The 16,343-nt window shown below is 69.1% G+C and carries 12 protein-coding genes; 4 read left to right on the top strand and 8 right to left on the bottom strand.

Going from position 1 to position 16,343, the window contains the following annotated elements:
* The first annotated feature begins 112 nt into the window (after positions 1 to 112).
* Complete coding sequence (locus G412_RS0100150) at positions 113 to 451, top strand: histone-like nucleoid-structuring protein Lsr2 (protein ID WP_028810293.1); 339 nt, start codon at positions 113 to 115, stop codon at positions 449 to 451.
* Here the strand turns inward: G412_RS0100150 and G412_RS0100145 are convergent.
* Positions 430 to 1,005: an SCO3374 family protein gene (locus G412_RS0100145; protein ID WP_028810292.1), complete on the bottom strand. Its 576-nt coding sequence runs from the start codon at positions 1,003 to 1,005 to the stop codon at positions 430 to 432. The genes G412_RS0100150 and G412_RS0100145 overlap by 22 nt on opposite strands.
* Before the next feature lie 450 nt (positions 1,006 to 1,455).
* Here G412_RS0100145 and G412_RS0100140 point away from each other — a divergent pair, with 450 nt between their 5' ends.
* The gene (locus G412_RS0100140) at positions 1,456 to 3,984 is read left to right on the top strand and encodes an ATP-dependent Clp protease ATP-binding subunit (RefSeq protein WP_028810291.1); all 2,529 of its coding nucleotides are present in this window, start codon (positions 1,456 to 1,458) and stop codon (positions 3,982 to 3,984) included.
* Between the two features lie 93 nt (positions 3,985 to 4,077).
* On the opposite strand, the gene dacB is transcribed toward G412_RS0100140, so the two are convergent.
* Positions 4,078 to 5,682 (bottom strand): D-alanyl-D-alanine carboxypeptidase/D-alanyl-D-alanine endopeptidase, encoded by a 1,605-nt coding sequence (gene dacB / locus G412_RS0100135; protein ID WP_028810290.1) that lies wholly within the window; start codon positions 5,680 to 5,682, stop codon positions 4,078 to 4,080.
* 155 nt (positions 5,683 to 5,837) lie between these two features.
* A complete protein-coding gene (locus G412_RS32655; RefSeq protein ID WP_051338014.1) occupies positions 5,838 to 9,101 on the bottom strand; it encodes an NACHT domain-containing protein in 3,264 nt (1,087 codons plus the stop codon).
* A 420-nt stretch (positions 9,102 to 9,521) separates the two neighbouring features.
* On the opposite strand from G412_RS32655, the gene G412_RS0100125 reads away from it, so the two are divergent.
* Complete coding sequence (locus G412_RS0100125; protein WP_051338013.1) at positions 9,522 to 10,226, top strand: M23 family metallopeptidase; 705 nt, start codon at positions 9,522 to 9,524, stop codon at positions 10,224 to 10,226.
* 45 nt (positions 10,227 to 10,271) lie between these two features.
* Here G412_RS0100125 and G412_RS0100120 read toward each other — a convergent pair whose 3' ends face one another.
* Positions 10,272 to 10,802, bottom strand: a complete 531-nt coding sequence (locus G412_RS0100120; RefSeq protein ID WP_051338012.1) for a TetR/AcrR family transcriptional regulator — start codon at positions 10,800 to 10,802, stop codon at positions 10,272 to 10,274.
* 164 nt (positions 10,803 to 10,966) lie between these two features.
* On the opposite strand from G412_RS0100120, the gene G412_RS32650 reads away from it, so the two are divergent.
* Positions 10,967 to 12,628 carry an MDR family MFS transporter gene (locus G412_RS32650; RefSeq protein WP_078606736.1) on the top strand — a complete coding sequence of 554 codons (1,662 nt, stop codon included), beginning with the start codon at positions 10,967 to 10,969 and terminating at the stop codon, positions 12,626 to 12,628.
* A 96-nt stretch (positions 12,629 to 12,724) separates the two neighbouring features.
* On the opposite strand, the gene cseC is transcribed toward G412_RS32650, so the two are convergent.
* The 4 genes from cseC to G412_RS0100095 form a co-directional block, all read right to left on the bottom strand.
* On the bottom strand, positions 12,725 to 14,026 hold the full coding sequence (gene cseC, locus G412_RS0100110) for a two-component system sensor histidine kinase CseC (RefSeq protein WP_028810287.1): 1,302 nt from the start codon (positions 14,024 to 14,026) through the stop codon (positions 12,725 to 12,727).
* Between the two features lie 100 nt (positions 14,027 to 14,126).
* Positions 14,127 to 14,831, bottom strand: a complete 705-nt coding sequence (cseB, locus tag G412_RS0100105; RefSeq protein WP_028810286.1) for a two-component system response regulator CseB — start codon at positions 14,829 to 14,831, stop codon at positions 14,127 to 14,129.
* Positions 14,832 to 14,964: 133 nt separating this feature from the next.
* Positions 14,965 to 15,579 carry a hypothetical protein gene (locus tag G412_RS0100100; protein ID WP_028810285.1) on the bottom strand — a complete coding sequence of 205 codons (615 nt, stop codon included), beginning with the start codon at positions 15,577 to 15,579 and terminating at the stop codon, positions 14,965 to 14,967.
* Positions 15,580 to 15,620: 41 nt separating this feature from the next.
* Positions 15,621 to 16,178: a SigE family RNA polymerase sigma factor gene (locus G412_RS0100095; protein WP_028810284.1), complete on the bottom strand. Its 558-nt coding sequence runs from the start codon at positions 16,176 to 16,178 to the stop codon at positions 15,621 to 15,623.
* Between the last annotated feature and the right edge of the window lie 165 nt (positions 16,179 to 16,343).

Raw genomic sequence — 16,343 nt, 5'->3', positions numbered from 1 at the left:
ACGCGCACGTTTCCCGTCTTCTAGAGGTACTGAACCTCCACCGGGGGTTTGTGTTTTTCAGGGAAAAGCGGTTTCCTTTCCGCGTACTGCATTTTCGATGAAAGGAAATCCGGTGGCACAGAAGGTTCAGGTCCTTCTTGTCGATGACCTCGACGGTGGCGAGGCGGACGAGACCGTGACGTTCGCTCTGGATGGCAAGACCTACGAGATCGACCTCACCACCGCGAACGCGGACAAGCTCCGTGGTCTGCTCGACCCGTACACCAAGAGCGGCCGACGCACCGGTGGCCGTGCGGCTTCGGGTCGCGGCAAGGCGCGCGCCGCTGCCGCGGGCGGCAACCAGAACACCGCCGAGATCCGTAAGTGGGCCAAGGCGAACGGTTACAACGTGAATGACCGCGGCCGTGTCCCGGCCGACATCCGTGAGGCCTACGAGAAGGCCAACGGCTGAGCATTCGCGTGAGCGGAATTCGTACGCGACAACCGGGCCCGGTGGCATTCCGTCGCCGCCGTGCCCACAAGACGTACGAGATCGGGTGTTTCCCCACGGCACCCGAGTCCGGCGAAAGCCGGAAGTGTCGGTTCCACCTCGTGCCGCGGCTCGGGGGGCCGCAGCCATACGGCGGCCCCCTGCGCGCCGGCCCAGCCGGGCGGTGAGGGCGCGGTCATCCGTCCGCCCGCGCCCAGCACGCGCAGGTCCAGGGCGACGCCGCCCCACTCCAGCCAGTCGAGGAGCCCGGGGAGTTCCTCGGCGCTTCCCGCGGCCACCAGCAGCCGCATCAGCCGCCCGGCCAGCGCGACGGGACACCTGAGCCCCGCGTGACGCCGCAGTACAGCGAAACCCGCGTCCGCAGGCAGCTCCAGTACGTCGAAGCGCAGGCCGGTCAGCAGTTGCACCGGGCGACCGTCGCCGCTCGCCGCGGTGGCCCAGCCGAGCTCGTGTGCGTACCACTGCGCGACCCCGTCTTCGGGCGGCGTGCGCGGGAACGGAACCGTGGGCGTCATGTCCGGAGCAACTCCTGAAACGCCTCGGGGTTACGCAGCGTCCGCTGCCGACTGCGCTGTGTTGATGACGCGGGAGCGCCTGGGGTCATTCGGCGGCGCAAGAATGTTCGCCCTTAGCTGAGGGAACAGGCGCGCGCCGCATGGAGTGTCAGTGCTTACGGGTAAGACATTCCTAGTGGGAAGGGCCGACACGCCTGAGGAAACGTCTCACGTTCGCCATGGGCGTAGTGGATGAACGGGTATCTGCTTGGCCTGCGGGAACATCGTCTCCCACCATCAGGTTGGAGCAGGTGTCGGCTGTTCGGCAGCTCGATTCCCCGCGGAGGCGGGGGTGATCCGGACGGATGTCGGCAGTTGGAATGAGCTGTCCCGTCCTACGGGACTAGCATGCGGAAGGACTGGGAGGGGACCGACCCCTCACTGACCGACCGCTCTGAGGAGCGATTAACGATGTTCGAGAGGTTCACCGACCGCGCGCGGCGGGTTGTCGTCCTGGCTCAGGAAGAAGCCCGGATGCTCAACCACAACTACATCGGCACCGAGCACATCCTCCTGGGCCTTATCCACGAGGGTGAGGGTGTCGCCGCTAAGGCCCTGGAGAGCCTCGGGATTTCGCTCGAGGCGGTCCGCCAGCAGGTGGAGGAGATCATCGGGCAGGGCCAGCAGGCTCCGTCCGGTCACATTCCCTTCACCCCTCGTGCCAAGAAGGTCCTGGAGCTGTCGCTCCGCGAGGCCCTCCAGCTCGGCCACAACTACATCGGTACAGAGCACATCCTGCTCGGCCTGATCCGCGAGGGCGAGGGCGTCGCCGCCCAGGTCCTCGTGAAGCTGGGCGCCGATCTGAACCGGGTGCGGCAGCAGGTCATCCAGCTGCTCTCCGGTTACCAGGGCAAGGAGACCGCCGCTGCCGGCGGCCCGGCCGAGGGCACGCCCTCGACCTCGCTCGTCCTGGACCAGTTCGGCCGCAACCTGACGCAGGCCGCCCGCGAATCCAAGCTCGACCCGGTCATCGGGCGCGAGAAGGAGATCGAGCGGGTCATGCAGGTGCTGTCCCGCCGTACCAAGAACAACCCGGTCCTCATCGGCGAGCCCGGCGTCGGAAAGACGGCGGTCGTCGAGGGCCTGGCGCAGGCCATCGTCAAGGGCGAGGTGCCCGAGACCCTCAAGGACAAGCACCTCTACACCCTCGACCTCGGCGCGCTCGTCGCCGGTTCCCGCTACCGCGGTGACTTCGAGGAGCGCCTGAAGAAGGTCCTGAAGGAGATCCGCACCCGCGGCGACATCATCCTGTTCATCGACGAGCTCCACACCCTGGTGGGTGCGGGCGCCGCCGAGGGCGCGATCGATGCGGCTTCGATCCTGAAGCCGATGCTCGCCCGTGGTGAGCTCCAGACCATCGGTGCGACGACGCTCGACGAGTACCGCAAGCACCTTGAGAAGGACGCCGCGCTTGAGCGCCGCTTCCAGCCGATCCAGGTGGCGGAGCCTTCCCTCCCCCACACGATCGAGATCCTCAAGGGCCTGCGCGACCGTTACGAGGCGCACCACCGCGTGTCCATCACGGACTCGGCGCTGGTCGCGGCGGCCACCCTGGCCGACCGCTACATCTCGGACCGCTTCCTGCCGGACAAGGCGATCGACCTGATCGACGAGGCCGGTTCCCGGATGCGCATCCGCCGGATGACCGCACCGCCGGACCTCCGTGAGTTCGACGAGAAGATCGCCGGTGTCCGCAGGGACAAGGAGTCCGCGATCGACTCGCAGGACTTCGAGAAGGCGGCTTCTCTGCGCGACAAGGAGAAGCAGCTCCTCGCGGCCAAGACCAAGCGCGAGAAGGAGTGGAAGGCCGGCGACATGGACGTCGTCGCCGAGGTGGACGAGGAACTGATCGCCGAGGTCCTGGCCACGGCCACGGGCATCCCGGTCTTCAAGCTCACCGAGGAAGAGTCTTCCCGCCTGCTGCGCATGGAGGACGAGCTGCACAAGCGCGTCATCGGCCAGAAGGACGCCATCAGGGCCCTCTCGCAGGCGATCCGCCGTACGCGAGCCGGTCTGAAGGACCCGAAGCGCCCCGGTGGCTCGTTCATCTTCGCCGGCCCGTCCGGTGTCGGTAAGACCGAGCTTTCCAAGACGCTCGCCGAATTCCTCTTCGGCGACGAGGACGCACTGATCTCCCTCGACATGTCGGAGTTCAGTGAGAAGCACACGGTTTCCCGTCTCTTCGGTTCTCCCCCCGGTTACGTGGGATACGAAGAGGGCGGCCAGCTCACCGAGAAGGTGCGCCGTAAGCCGTTCTCCGTCGTTCTCTTCGACGAGGTCGAGAAGGCCCACCCCGATATCTTCAATTCCCTGCTCCAGATTCTGGAAGACGGTCGTCTGACCGACTCCCAGGGCCGGGTCGTGGACTTCAAGAACACGGTCATCATCATGACGACCAACCTCGGGACCCGGGACATCTCCAAGGGCTTCAACCTGGGCTTCGCGGCTGCGGGCGACGTCAAGACCGGTTACGAGCGGATGAAGAACAAGGTCAACGAAGAGCTGAAGCAGCACTTCCGCCCCGAGTTCCTCAACCGTGTCGACGACACGGTCGTCTTCCACCAGCTCACCGAGGAAGACATCATCCAGATCGTCGACCTCATGCTCGCCAAGGTGGACGAGCGCCTGAAGGACCGCGACATGGGCATCGAGCTCAGCTCGGAAGCCAAGTCGCTGCTCGCGAAGAAGGGCTACGACCCGGTCATGGGCGCCCGGCCGCTGCGCCGGACGATCCAGCGGGAGATCGAGGACATCCTGTCCGAGAAGATCCTCTTCGGCGAGCTGCGTCCCGGCCACATCGTGGTCGTCGATGTCGAGGGCGAGGGTGACGCGAAGGCGTTCACCTTCCGCGGCGAGGAGAAGTCGGCTCTGCCCGACGTCCCCCCGATCGAGCAGGCAACGGGCGGCAGCGCCGGCCCGAACATGTCGAAGGACGCGTAACGGCGCGTGAAGCGCGCTTGAGCGCTTGAAGGGGTGGCCTCGGAACCATTGGTTCCGGGGCCACCCTTTTTTGCTGCTGCTGATGCCGCTGTTTCAGCAGAGGGCGGGCTTGCGCCAGGAGCATTCGACGGTGGTGTCGGTGGCGGCAGCAGCGCGCCGGGTGGCTGGGCGTACGAGGGTCGTGCTGGTCCTGGTCGAGGAGGCGAGGGTGGTCACGATCGCGTCCTCGATGCTCTTCACCGAGGAGGCCAGGTAGTTGTTGAGGACGATGCTGAAGACCAGCTCGCGGCCGCCCGCGTCCGTGACGTACCCGGAGAGGCCGGAGGCGCCGGTCAGGGAGCCGGTCTTCGCGCGGGCGTTCAGGGCGGCGGGGGTCTTGCACATGCGGGAACGGAGGGTGCCGCCGATGATGCGGTCCGGGCCGCAGGCGACGGGGAGCGACTCGTACCAGTCGGCATACCAGGGCGCGGTGCGTACCGCGAGGAGAAGCCTGGCGAACTGGGCGGCCGGGATGTTGTTCATGCGGGACAGGCCGGAGCCGTCGACCTGGCGGAGAGCGGCCGTGTCCACGCCTTCCTTCCTGAGGTACGACGAGATGCCGGCGAGGCCGGCGCTCCAGGTGCCGCTGCCCGCCGTCTCGTAGCCGATGGTCTTGGTGAGGGCCTCGGCGTGCATGTTGTTGGACAGCTTCATGAAGGGACGCATCAGCTCCTTGAGCGGCATGGAGGTGTGCGTGGCGAGGGGCTTGGCGTTCTTGGGGGTGGGGCGGCTCAGCCGCGTGGGGCCCGTGACGCGTACGCCGTGGGCGGTCAGCGCGTCGGCGAAGACGGCGGCGGCGTAACCCGTCGGCTCCCAGACGGTGACCCACTGCTTGGTGGCGTTCGCGCCGACGGGGATGTCTCCGGTGACGCTGATCGTGTTCGAGCCGTGCCGGCGTTCGACCGTGAGGGTGCCCGGCCGGCCGGCGGGGACGGTCGTGGCGCGGATGTCGAGGTCGACGTAGTCCGTGGGCGGGGTGAGGGTGAGTTTCGGCGCGGCGCCGGGTGCGGCGCCGGGGGAGGCCGTGACGATGACCGTTCCGGAGTCGTAGTCGGTGTCCGGAGCGACGGTGAGTGCCGAGATCTGAGCGGAGTAGTACGACGACTCGTCATCGGCGGCCCAGGAGCGGCCGAGGCGCTGGGTGTCGAAGCGGGTGTCGTCGGGGATCAGCCGCCCGGTGATCCGTTTGATGCCGGACCGGGCGACCCGGGCGGCGAGTTCGTCGTAGTCCTTGGCGAGGGTGGTGGGGTCACCGGTGCCGCGCAGGTAGAGGTCGCCGCGGAGTACGGAGCCATGGCGGCTGCCGGTGGCGAGGGCGTCCGTACGGTAGCGGTAGTCGGGGCCGAGGAGAGCCATGGCGGCGGCGGAGGTGGGCAGCTTGGTGTTGGAGGCGGGCATGAGGCGGTCGGCGCCGTCGCGCTGGTAGAGCGTCTCGCCGGTGGCGGCGTCGGCCACGACGACGCTCGCGGCGCCGCCGTCGAGGCGGGCGTCGGTGAGGATCGTGTCGATGGCGCCCTTGATGCCGGTGTCGGAGGGGCCGGCGGCGGTCGTGGCGGGTGAACTCCATGTGAGCGTGCAGGCGAGGGCGACGGCCAGGGGCCAGATCCAGACGCGGGTACGGCGCGCTGGGCGCTTCGCTCGAATCACGGGTCTACTCATGGCACGCAGCATCCCGGACGGGGACGGCCGCCGGAAGGACGCCCGGCCGCGCCCGTCCCGGTGTTCTGTGGTCAGGCACCGGTACGGGCGGGCGCGTACGAGGGCTGCGCGGGCATTGGGGTGATGCCCGCAGAGGGAGGGAAGGGCGTGTGGTGTCAGCGCGACCGGCCGGGAAGCCCGTACACCCGGATGTCCTCGGGGAGGCGGTCGAGGCCGCGCACGGTGTGGGTGCCGCTGGGAAAGTGGATGACCTGAAGCTCGGTCAGGGACGCGAGGGGCGTGACGTCGAAAGGCTCCTGGCTGGGGCCATTGAGCATCAGTTCCGTGAGGTGGGGGAAGAGTTCCGGGACTCTGTCGAGCGAGGGCCCCGGCGTTTCGCTGTGGAGCCAGAAGTCCGTGACGGGCGCGATGGTCAGGGCCTGAGGGGCTCGGGCAAGGAAGTCGCCGGTTGCCGAGAGGGTCGACAGCTTCGGCAGTCGGCTGATCTCCACCCACTCTTCCGGGTCCTGGGGTGTGCACCGGAAGCCCAAGTAGAGGGCTTCCAAGGTCTCGCTGTAGGTGCGGAGTCCGCACAGCCCGTCGGCAGGCCTGGCCGCGTCCTGCAGGTTGAGCGAATCAAAGGGGGCGCGTGAGGGGAGGTCCCTCATGGACCAGCGGATCTCGTCTCCCATCAGGGTGAGGGTCTGCAGGCCTTCCAGGGATGACAGCGGGCCGAGAGCGGCGTCGCCGATCCGGTCCAGGGTGAGCATGTGGAGGGGCAGCCCGTCGAGTCCCGTGAGGTCCGTCAGCTTGGGGCACTCGGAGACGAACAGGCCGGACAGTCCGCTCTGGCCCTGAAGGAACGACAGGTCCCGCAGCGACGGGTTCTCGCGGATGCGGGCAAGGGTGAGCGAGGCCTCGGCCGTGTACGTCCGCAGGGCGTGTTCGGAGAGATCACCTCTCGCATCGAGCATCGGCCGGGTACCGAGTGCCCGCAGGGCCGCGAGGTGCTCGTCCGTCGTGGCGGTGAAGTACACGCCCGTGGGGTCGATGTGGGCGATGACCTCCTCGGCGTACGCGCCGGTGTCGAACCGGGCCCAGGACCAGATGAGCTGAGCCCGGACGCGCGGGCTTTTGTGCCCGGCGAAACGGGCCAGGTACGGAATCGCACGGTCCGAGGTGACATGGGACGCGGCGATGACCACACGCGCGGCTGTGGGTTCGTCCAGCCCTTCCGGACCCGGCAGCAGGTCCAGGATCACCGGACCGGCCGCCGCGAGCTCGCGGGCCGCCTGCGCGTGGGCCGGTGGGATGAGGGCCGCCGCGCGGTGTTGGACCTCCTGGCGTACGGCCGGGGAGAGTTCGGCGGCGTCTTCGAGGCAGGCTGCCGCAAGGAGGTGGACTCGGGTGCGTACCGCGGCGTCCGCGTGGCTGTCGCCGTAGGACAGCAGGTCCGTGAAGAACTGCGCCCGTTCTCGCGGGCGCGCGTGCGCCACCGCCATGCGGATGACGTCCTCCCACTGGTCGTCCGCCGCGTGCCCGACCAGGACGCCGAAGTCGCCCTCGTCGACGGCGGCACGCGCGCCGAGGAAGTCCTGGAAGGTGCGGTGGATGAAGTCGACCGTTCCCGGGCCCGGTTGACGGAGCAGGCCGCTCCGGTGCAGGAAGTGGGTGAAGACCGCCTTCGCGTCGCCCAGCGCCGCGACCTCCGGCACGGCGGGGAGGGTGTCGGCGATGATGCTTTCCGCTCGCGTACGGTCCATCTCCGTGCGGCCGTTGCGGATCAGCCAGTACGCCAGCCGCTGGAGGAACTGGATCTGCGGCTCTTCGCGCAGTTCCGGTACGCCCATGTCCCGTTCGCGGTCGCGGCGTACCAGCAGCATGGAAAGCGCCGCCGTGTAGAGGTCCTTGCGGCCGAGGGGCAGGAAACCGTGCCGGTCGCGGTGCAGGGCGCAGATCAGGCCGCACATCAGGGGGTTGGTGGCGAGGCGGCCCAGGTCGGGTTTCGCGCGTACCGCTGCCAGGAGTTGACGCTCGTACGAGACCAGGGCCGCGTCCTCGTCCTGTGAGCCGGTACGGGCCGCCGCGTGCCAGCGTGTGATGAATGCCGCCACGTCGGCCCGGCTCATGGCGGAGAGGGTCAGTTCCGTGAAGCCCTCGTCCGCCAGCCAGTCCTCGCGTACGGCGGAGGGGCGGGAGGTGACCAGCCAGCGGTTGCCCGGACAGGCGTCGATCAGGTCGCTCAGCCATGCGCGGGTACGGGAGCGTTCGGCTTCCGGGATCTCGTCGATGCCGTCGACGAGCACGAGGGCGCGGCCCGCCGCCAGTACACGGGACTCCCAGCCGGTGGGCTGTTCGCCGGCGAGCGGGGAGCCGACCGCGGCCAGGAAGTCCTTGGGGGCGGGGAGGCGCTCGCCGTGGCGGGTCAGGGTGCGCAGGGGGAGGACGAAGGGGATGCGGTCGTGGAGGTACGCCATCCGGTCGGCGCTGTGCCGGCGGGCGGCGGAGACCGCCAGCCACTGGATCAGTGTGGTCTTGCCGGAGCCGGCCTCGCCGCGCAGCAGGACGCGTTCGTGGTCGGCGAGGGCCTGGTCGGCGGGGCGGGGGGCGAGGGCGTGGGGCATCACCTCGGCGAACCACGGGCTGCGGTGCTGGGATCCGAGCCCGTCCGCCATGAACTGGCTCTCCGCGAGAGCGGGGGCAGCAAACCACGGCTCGTCTGTGGCCGGCACGTGAGCCGTCGCCTCCAGGCTCAGATACGCCGCGTCCAGCGGCCACTTCCCCGGTGAGTTGCTCAGGTCGATGCCGTAGATCGTCAGCTTGCTGTGCTTCTTCGCCATGTGCGCCAGGTAGCGCTGCTCGAAGGCCACGTCCTGCGCTCCCGGCAGGGGGCTGCGGGCGATGAGGGTGTCGACCCTGGCGATCAGTTCGCTCTGGCGGCGGCTCTGCGCGACCAGGGTCGCCGCGACGAAGGCCGAGCGCTGGGTGAAGAAGTGGAGGATGTGCAGGCAGGTGGCGGCCAGGAGGCGCTCGTAGAAGTACGTCGCGTCGGCCGACAGGTGGCGTTCCGGTCCGGGGCTCGCGCGGCGCAGTTCGGCCGCCAGGGCTGTGTGGCCCAGGTCGACAGCCTCGACGTCGGTGAGGGTGAGGTCTCCCAGGGCGTACAGCGTGGTGGTGAGGGCGTCCACGACCGCTTGTTCCTCGTCGGCGGGCAGCGGGCGCTCGCCCGTGCGGAGCGCCTGCCTGACCAGCTCGGCTGAGAGTTTGCGCAGGTCGGAGCGGGTGAGGGTGCGCTTCTCGCCTCGGAAGGACACGTAACCGGCCAGGCGCGTCGGTTTCTCGACCAGGCCGGCGCCCGGGCCCTGAGCCACGAAGAGCTTCCTGATCAGTGGTCCGGCCACGCTCGATGCGAGGCGAGTGCCGATTACTGCGGGATCCACGTGCCGTCCCCCCTGGGCCTGTGCTGTCCAGTTGATCAGCGTATCGGGGGGTGTCTCGGTGACAAGGCGCACAGGCGTTTTGGCCTCTACGAGGCGCAGTAGTGGGCCTGTGGCACGCCGGGGGAGGGACTTTCGGGCCGTGGGCGGCAGGACTTTCGGCCCAAGGGGGAGGTGGCGACGGGAGCCAGTGCGCATGGCTGGTTTGGGGCGGTCTGGCGTGGGGTTAAACCGGGCGAAGTCGCTTTATTTCGCTGGTTCTGCAGAGTGCGGCGGATTGCGTCAAGAGTCGAATAGTTGATGGCGTTAATACGGCCATTGGTAGTAGATGAGCCATTTTGGGTGCGGCGGGAGCGCGGGTTACCAATGTGAAGCCAGCCCGGCGGTCTGCCGGGTTCACTCACGCCCGGAGGTTCCCCCCGTATGACGAAGTTCGACATGTTCTCCCGCGCCCGCTCCTCGTCCGTCCGTACCCGCCGCAACGCCGTCGTGGCCGCCGGGCTCGGCGCGTCGATGATGCTCGGCACGGCGGGCGTGGCGTTCGCCGCCGAGGGGACCGCGGCCGCGGCCGTCGAGAAGCAGGCCCAGGTTCAGGCCAAGGCCGCCGCCAGCGCGAAGAAGGCCGCCGCCGACGCGAAGAAGGCCGCGGACCTGAAGAAGGCCGCGGCCAAGGCCGCCGCCGCGAAGAAGGCGCAGGCCAAGAAGGCATCCTCCTGGATGAAGCCGGTCCAGCACTACTCGCTCAGCGCGACGTACGGCAAGGGCGGCGGCATGTGGGCCAGCAAGCACTCCGGCCAGGACTTCGCGGTGCCCACCGGCACGCCGGTCGACGCCGTGCACGGCGGCACCGTCGTGAAGGCGGGCCCGAACGGCGCCGGCGACGGCCCGGCGTACGGCAACGCGATCGTGGTCAAGCACGACAACAACACGTACTCGCAGTACGCGCACCTGTCGAAGGTCAACGTGTACCCCGGTCAGAAGGTCAAGACCGGCGAGCGCATCGGCCTCTCCGGCAACACCGGAAACTCCAGTGGCCCGCACCTGCACTTCGAGATCCGTACGACGCCGAACTACGGCACTGCGATCAACCCGGTGTCGTTCCTCCGCGCGGAGGGCGTCAGCGTCTGACCCGCGTCAGCGTCTGACACGTAAAAACAGCGTGTGACACCCGCGTCAGCGTGTGCCCCCCGGAGCCTGGCCGTGTGCCTGGCTCACCAGATCGATGGCGACTTCGAGAGCAGCCTTGCGCTTCTCCTCGGGGTCGCCTTCGGCGTCCCTGAGTGCGTACATCGCCGCGTGCATCGTGAAGAGCGCGCTGACGCACCGGACCTGGTCGGTCAGCACCGCCTCCGGGTCCTTGACCAGCTCCAGCAGCACGAGCATGCGCTCCTTGAAGGTCTCGCCGATGCTCAGGTCGCGCATCGTCGCCTGGTTCTCGTGCATGAACCGGAAGAGCGGGGCCGCGGCGGCGAGCGCCTGGCTGTAGCGGGCCAGGATCTCCTTCTTCGTCTCCAGGGTGCGCGGCTGCTCCTGCCCCCAGGCGATCAGCTCGTCCATGGGCCTGGTCAGGTCCTGGAAGAGGCTGACGATGATGTCTTCCTTGGTCTTGAAGTGGTAGTAGAGCGCCGCCTTCGTGACGTCGAGCCGCTCGGCGATCTCGCGCAGCGAGGTCTTCTCGTAGCCCTGCTCGGCGAAGAGCTCCATGGCGACGTCCTGAATGCGCTGACGAGTGTTGCCTCTGGACACGCTGCTCTCCCAAGAAAACTTACTTGACGCCCGGCTAGTAGGGGTCTACCTTCCCCAGTGTAGTCAACTTGCCGGGCGGCAAGTAAGTAGCCGGGGGACGGGGAGCGGGGATCATGGTCACGATGAAGCCACAGGTGAAGGTGAAGCAGGGGGAAGAGAAGAAACAGGCGAAGGAGGCCCAGCCGCGCAGTGTGCGCGTGGTGCTCCTCGCGCTCATGATCGCGATGCTGCTGGCCATGCTCGACAACATGATCATCGGCACCGCCATGCCGACCATCGTGGGCGAGCTCGGCGGCCTGGAGCACCTGTCCTGGGTCGTTACGTCGTACACCCTGGCCACGGCCGCGTCCACGCCCATCTGGGGCAAGCTCGGTGACCTGTACGGACGCAAGGGCATCTTCCTCACCGCCATCGTCGTCTTCCTCGTCGGATCCGTGCTCAGCGGAATGGCCCAGGACATGGGCCAGCTGATCGGCTTCCGTGCCCTTCAGGGGCTCGGCGCGGGCGGTCTCATGGTCGGCGTCATGGCGATCATCGGTGACCTGATTCCGCCACGGGAGCGCGGCAAGTACCAGGGCATGATGGCCGGCGTGATGGCGCTCGCCATGATCGGCGGGCCGCTCGTCGGCGGCACCATCACCGACCACCTGGGCTGGCGCTGGAGCTTCTACATCAACCTGCCGCTCGGCGCGGTCGCGCTGGCGATGGTCACCGCCGTACTGCATCTGCCCCGGAAGGAGCGGTCGCAGGCGCGGATCGACTACCTCGGCGCGGCGCTGCTGACGGTCGGCATCACGGCGATCGTGCTGGTCACGACCTGGGGCGGTACGGAGTACGCCTGGTCCTCGGCCATCATCATGGAGCTCATCGCGGTCGGTGTCGCCGCACTCGTCGGTTTCCTCTTCGTCGAGTCCAGGGCAGCCGAGCCGATCATGCCGCTGCACATCTTCCGCAACCGCAACTTCACGCTCATGTCGGTGATCGGCTTCCTGACCGGCTTCGTGATGTTCGGCGCGGTGCTCTTCCTGCCGCTGTTCCAGCAGTCCGTCCAGGGCGCTTCGGCGACCAACTCCGGCCTGCTCCTGCTGCCGATGCTGATGTCGATGATGGTCGTCTCGCTGATCGCGGGCCGGATGACCACCCACAACGGCAAGTACAAGATCTTCCCCATCCTGGGCGGCGGACTGATGGTCGCCGGGCTGCTGCTGCTCGCCCAGATGGACACCGGGACCTCGCGGCTCACCTCGGGCCTGTACATGGCCGTACTGGGCGCCGGCATGGGCTTCCTGATGCAGATCACGATGCTCGTCGCGCAGAACAGCGTCGAGATGAAGGACATGGGCGTCGCGTCCTCGTCGACCACTCTCTTCCGTACGCTCGGAAGCTCCTTCGGCGTCTCGATCATGGGCGCGCTCTTCACCAGCCGGGTGCAGGACGCGATGGCCGAGCGCGGGGGATCCGCCGCCACCCAGCAGTCGGCGCAGCTCGACGCGGCGAGCCTGGCGAAGCTGCCGGAGCAGGTGCGCGAGGCGTATCAGTTCGCGGTGGCTTCCGGTACGCAGGCGGCGTTCCTGCTGGCCGGGATCATCGCGGTGATCGGGTTCGTGGCGGCCTTCTTCGTGAAGGAGGTGCCGCTGCGGGGCGCGGGGCCGCAGGCAGCGCACGGTGCCGGTGCCGGTGCGGGTGCGGGTGCGGGTGCCGATGGCGATGGCGGTGGCGGTGCGGATGCGGATGCGGGTGCGGGTGCGGGTGCCGTTGCGGCGGGCCCGGTCGGGCGGCGGTGACGCGAACCGCCTGAGCCGGCGGCCGGCCCGGCTCGACACTCCGCCCGGCACGGTCTCACCGCGGCCCCTGGCGTTCGCGCCGGGGGCCGGCCGTCGTCAGTGGCGCGAGCCGACGTCCGGGAGCTGGACGACCGGGAAACTGCCGGTCGTGGTCGGCGCGTGTTCCGGCAGCCACAGCACCGCGATCGCCCCGCCGTCCTGCTGCGCGTTGCGGAAGGTGAGGCGGGCCCCGAGGACGCGGGCCTGGCCGGACGCGATGGTCAGGCCCAGACCGTGCCCGTGGCCCGCCCGGTCACTGCTGCCCGTACGGAAACGGCTCGGCCCCTCCTTGAGCAGCGCCTCGGGGAACCCCGGCCCGTGGTCGCGCACCCGTACGACGCGTCCCTCGACCGTGACCTCGAAGGGCGCCTTGCCGTGTTTGGCGGCGTTGCCGAGGAGGTTGCCGAGGATGCGTTCCAGGCGGCGCGGATCGGTGTTCACCCACGACTCGTGCACCACACGGACCACCGCGTCCGGGTGGAGGAGCGCGACCCGGCGGCTCACGAACTCACCGAGCGCGATCTCCTGGAGCTCGGCCCGTTCGGCCGCGCTGTCGAGCCGCGCCACCTCCAGTACGTCCTCGACGAGCGTCCGCATCGCCTGTGCCCTGTCCCGTACGAGTTCGGTGGGGCGGCCGGGAGGCAGCAGCTCGGCCGCGGTGAGCAGGCCGGTGACCGGAGTGCGCAGCTCGTGGGCGATGTCCGCCGTCACGCGCCGCTCCGCTTCGAGCCGCTCCTGGAGCGCGTCGGTCATGGCGTCGACGGCGCGCGCGAGCTCGTCCGTCTCGTCGCGTACGACGCCGCCGACAGCGTCCCGTACCCGCACCTCGGTGTTGCCCTGCGCGACCTTGCCCGCCGCGGCGGCCGCCTTGCGCAGGCGGCGGGAGAGCTGGCCGCCGATCAGCACGCCGAGCGCGCAGCCGCAGAAGACGACCGAGACCGAGCCGATGACCAGGGCGCGGTCGACCTCGTCCATGATGGCGGCGCTGCGGTCGGTGAACGGGGTGTGCAGCGACAGGACGTCGCCGTTGCCGAGGGGGGCGGCGGCCCATACGTCGGGCACGCCGTTGGGGCGGTCCGACACGTAGGTGGCCCGGCGGCCGTTCGCCATGCTCGCCTTGAGCTCTTCGGGCAGAGCCGGGTCGTTGAGCTTGGTGCCGAACCTGGGCTCGCGTGAGGACTCGTACCACCGCTGGGCGAACTGCAGGCGCTCGATCTGTACGTCGCGGGCGTTGTCGAGCATCGAGACGCGGGCGGCGTTGTGCACGACGAGGCTGAGCGCGACGGCGATGAGCGCGCCGACGGCGGCGATGGCGATGCTGATCTTCCAGCGAACGCCGGTGCGCAGGGCTAGGCGCATGGTGCGGGGGCCCCGTTCTGTGTGCGGACGCGGTGCGGTGGGGTGTGTGGCGCTCCGCACCCGGTTCCGGGGCGCGGAAGTCGCCGGGCGGGGTCGGACGTCATGCCTTCAACTTGTAGCCGAAGCCCCGGACCGTCTCGATGCGGTCCTGGCCGATCTTGGTACGCAGCCGCTGCACATGGACGTCCACGACCCGCGTGTCCCCGCCCCACCCGTAGTCCCAGACCCGCTCCAGCAGCTTGTCGCGCGACAGCACCGTGCCCGGCGCGGACGAGAACTCCAGCAGCAGCCGCATCTCCGTCGGCGTCAGGCCGACCGGCACACCGCCCTTGCGGACCTCCATGCCCTCGGTGTCGACCTCCAGGTCACCGAAGACGAGCAGCCCGCCGGCCGGCGCCGCGCCGTCGTCGTACGTCCCGCCCGCCGGCCCGCCCGCATGCCCGAAGCGGCGCAGCACCGCGCGGATGCGCGCCACGAGCACCGCCCCGTCGAAAGGTTTCGTCACATAGTCGTCGGCCCCCGCCTCCAGGCCCAGTACGACATCGATCGAGTCGGCACGCGCCGACAGCATGATCACCGGCACCGTCGACTCGTCCCTGATGCGCCGGCACAGGCTCACACCGTCCAGGCCCGGCACCATCACATCGAGCAGCGCGATGTCCGGCCGGTCCCTGCGGAAGGCATCGAGACCGGAAAGCCCGTCGGGCATGGCGGTGACCACGAAGCCGTCGCGCTCCAGCGCGAGCTGGGTTGCCTCGCGGATGACGTCGTCGTCCTCCACGAACAGGACATGGGTCTCGGCCATCCGTTGCTCTCTGTTCTCTGAGGTGGTTCTGTGAGGTGGTGTTTGGTTTGGGCGCGACCCGACACCAGCACATCAAAGCCGCATCCCAGGATGAAACAACAGGATGAAACGACCTCTCAGGTGGTCAGGTCTCTCAGTTCTCCGGCGCAGCGGTCGCGGCGGGCTCGGACCCGCCCGCGTCACCGTCCCCGCCGACCGCGCGGCTGAAGTCGTTGTGCACCTGGTCGTGCACGGTGAACTTGCTCCCGGCCCAGCGGTACGTGATGACTTCCTCGCCGGACGGATACGCCATCGGGTCGTCTTTCCCGTACACCGGCTTCGTCAGCACCAGGTCGCCGCGGTCGATCTCCGCGTAGACCGCGGGGGCCTCGGCGGCGAAGACATTCTCGTACGCGTCCCCGTCCTCGCGGTACACATACGTCCCCACGCCCACAGCGTCCCCACACGTCATCACATTCACCACGACGTCATTCGCGGGCCCGCCGGTCAGCTTCCCGTACGACGTGTCGACCGGGTACTCGTCCTTCACGCACGGCTTCAGGTCCCGCTTCACCGTGTCGCTGACCTTCGGATCGCCCCGCAGCAGCGCCACCGGGTCCACCCGCTTGGTGGCGGGCGGCGACGGCTCGCCCGCCGATGGAGTCGCCCTGGCCACCGGGTCCGTACGCGCCGGACCCGCGTCCCGCGCGCCCGTCCCCCCGGCGTTGCACGCCACCACGAACAGGCCGACGGCGGCGACACCGGCCACCGCCGTGCCACCCGCCGCCGCTGTGAACCTGCCGCCCCTGCCTAGGCCGCGCAACGCTCCATCCCCCGTTCGTCACCCTGCTCCGCACGCTCCAGGGCGTGCGCGTCCAGTTCGCGGCTCTCCAGCTCCTGCCGGAGACGGGCCAGCGCCCGGTGCAGCGTGCTCTTGACCGTACCTGCCGACATGCCCAGGGCCGCGGCCGTCTCCTCGGTGCTCATCTGCTCCCAGTGTCGCAGCACGACTACGCTGCGCTGCTTGGGAGCCAGTACGCCGAGTATGTCCATCAGCAGCGCGCGGTCCGCGCGCTGCTCGGTGCCGTCCTCGACGCTCGCGTCCGGCAGCTGCTCGGTGGGCACCTCTTCGAGCTTGCGGGCCCGCCACCACTCGGTCCGCGTGTTGATCATGACGCGGCGCAGGTAGGCGTCGGCCAGCGACTTGTCCGCTATGCCGTCCCAGCGGCCGTACGTACGCACCAGAGCGGTCTGGAGCAGGTCCTGGGCGTCCACCGGGTCGGGGACCAGACGCCTGGCGCTCCGCAGCAGAGCATCCTGCCGAGTGCGTACGTACTCTTCGAATTCGAGCACCTCGCCGTGCGCCATGTCAGAACCGCCTCCGTCCCACTGACAAACAGACCCCGTGACCTGCTTGCTTACGGCGATGACGCTACGGAGGCGTTGTCACGGCACTGTGCGGGTCAGCCCTCGGCAGACGCACGGCTGTCCATCGGTTGTGTAACGGAGATGTGTTCGGGTCGCGGTCCGGCT

Origin of the sequence: Streptomyces flavidovirens DSM 40150 (assembly GCF_000429085.1) — a bacterium.
GTDB lineage: Bacteria > Actinomycetota > Actinomycetes > Streptomycetales > Streptomycetaceae > Streptomyces > Streptomyces flavidovirens.
The sequence above is the reverse complement of the archived record's forward strand: the minus strand, read 5'-3'. Positions and strand labels throughout refer to the sequence as shown.

Coding starts and splice junctions, on each gene's coding strand:
- G412_RS0100120 (WP_051338012.1), bottom strand. CDS start 10,802: ATGGAGCTCTTCGCCGAGCAGGGCTACGAGAAGACCTCGCTGCGCGAG.
- dacB (WP_028810290.1), bottom strand. CDS start 5,682: ATGAGTAGACCCGTGATTCGAGCGAAGCGCCCAGCGCGCCGTACCCGC.
- cseC (WP_028810287.1), bottom strand. CDS start 14,026: ATGCGCCTAGCCCTGCGCACCGGCGTTCGCTGGAAGATCAGCATCGCC.
- G412_RS0100145 (WP_028810292.1), bottom strand. CDS start 1,005: ATGACGCCCACGGTTCCGTTCCCGCGCACGCCGCCCGAAGACGGGGTC.
- G412_RS0100095 (WP_028810284.1), bottom strand. CDS start 16,178: ATGGCGCACGGCGAGGTGCTCGAATTCGAAGAGTACGTACGCACTCGG.
- cseB (WP_028810286.1), bottom strand. CDS start 14,831: ATGGCCGAGACCCATGTCCTGTTCGTGGAGGACGACGACGTCATCCGC.
- G412_RS32650 (WP_078606736.1), top strand. CDS start 10,967: ATGAAGCCACAGGTGAAGGTGAAGCAGGGGGAAGAGAAGAAACAGGCG.
- G412_RS0100125 (WP_051338013.1), top strand. CDS start 9,522: ATGACGAAGTTCGACATGTTCTCCCGCGCCCGCTCCTCGTCCGTCCGT.
- G412_RS0100140 (WP_028810291.1), top strand. CDS start 1,456: ATGTTCGAGAGGTTCACCGACCGCGCGCGGCGGGTTGTCGTCCTGGCT.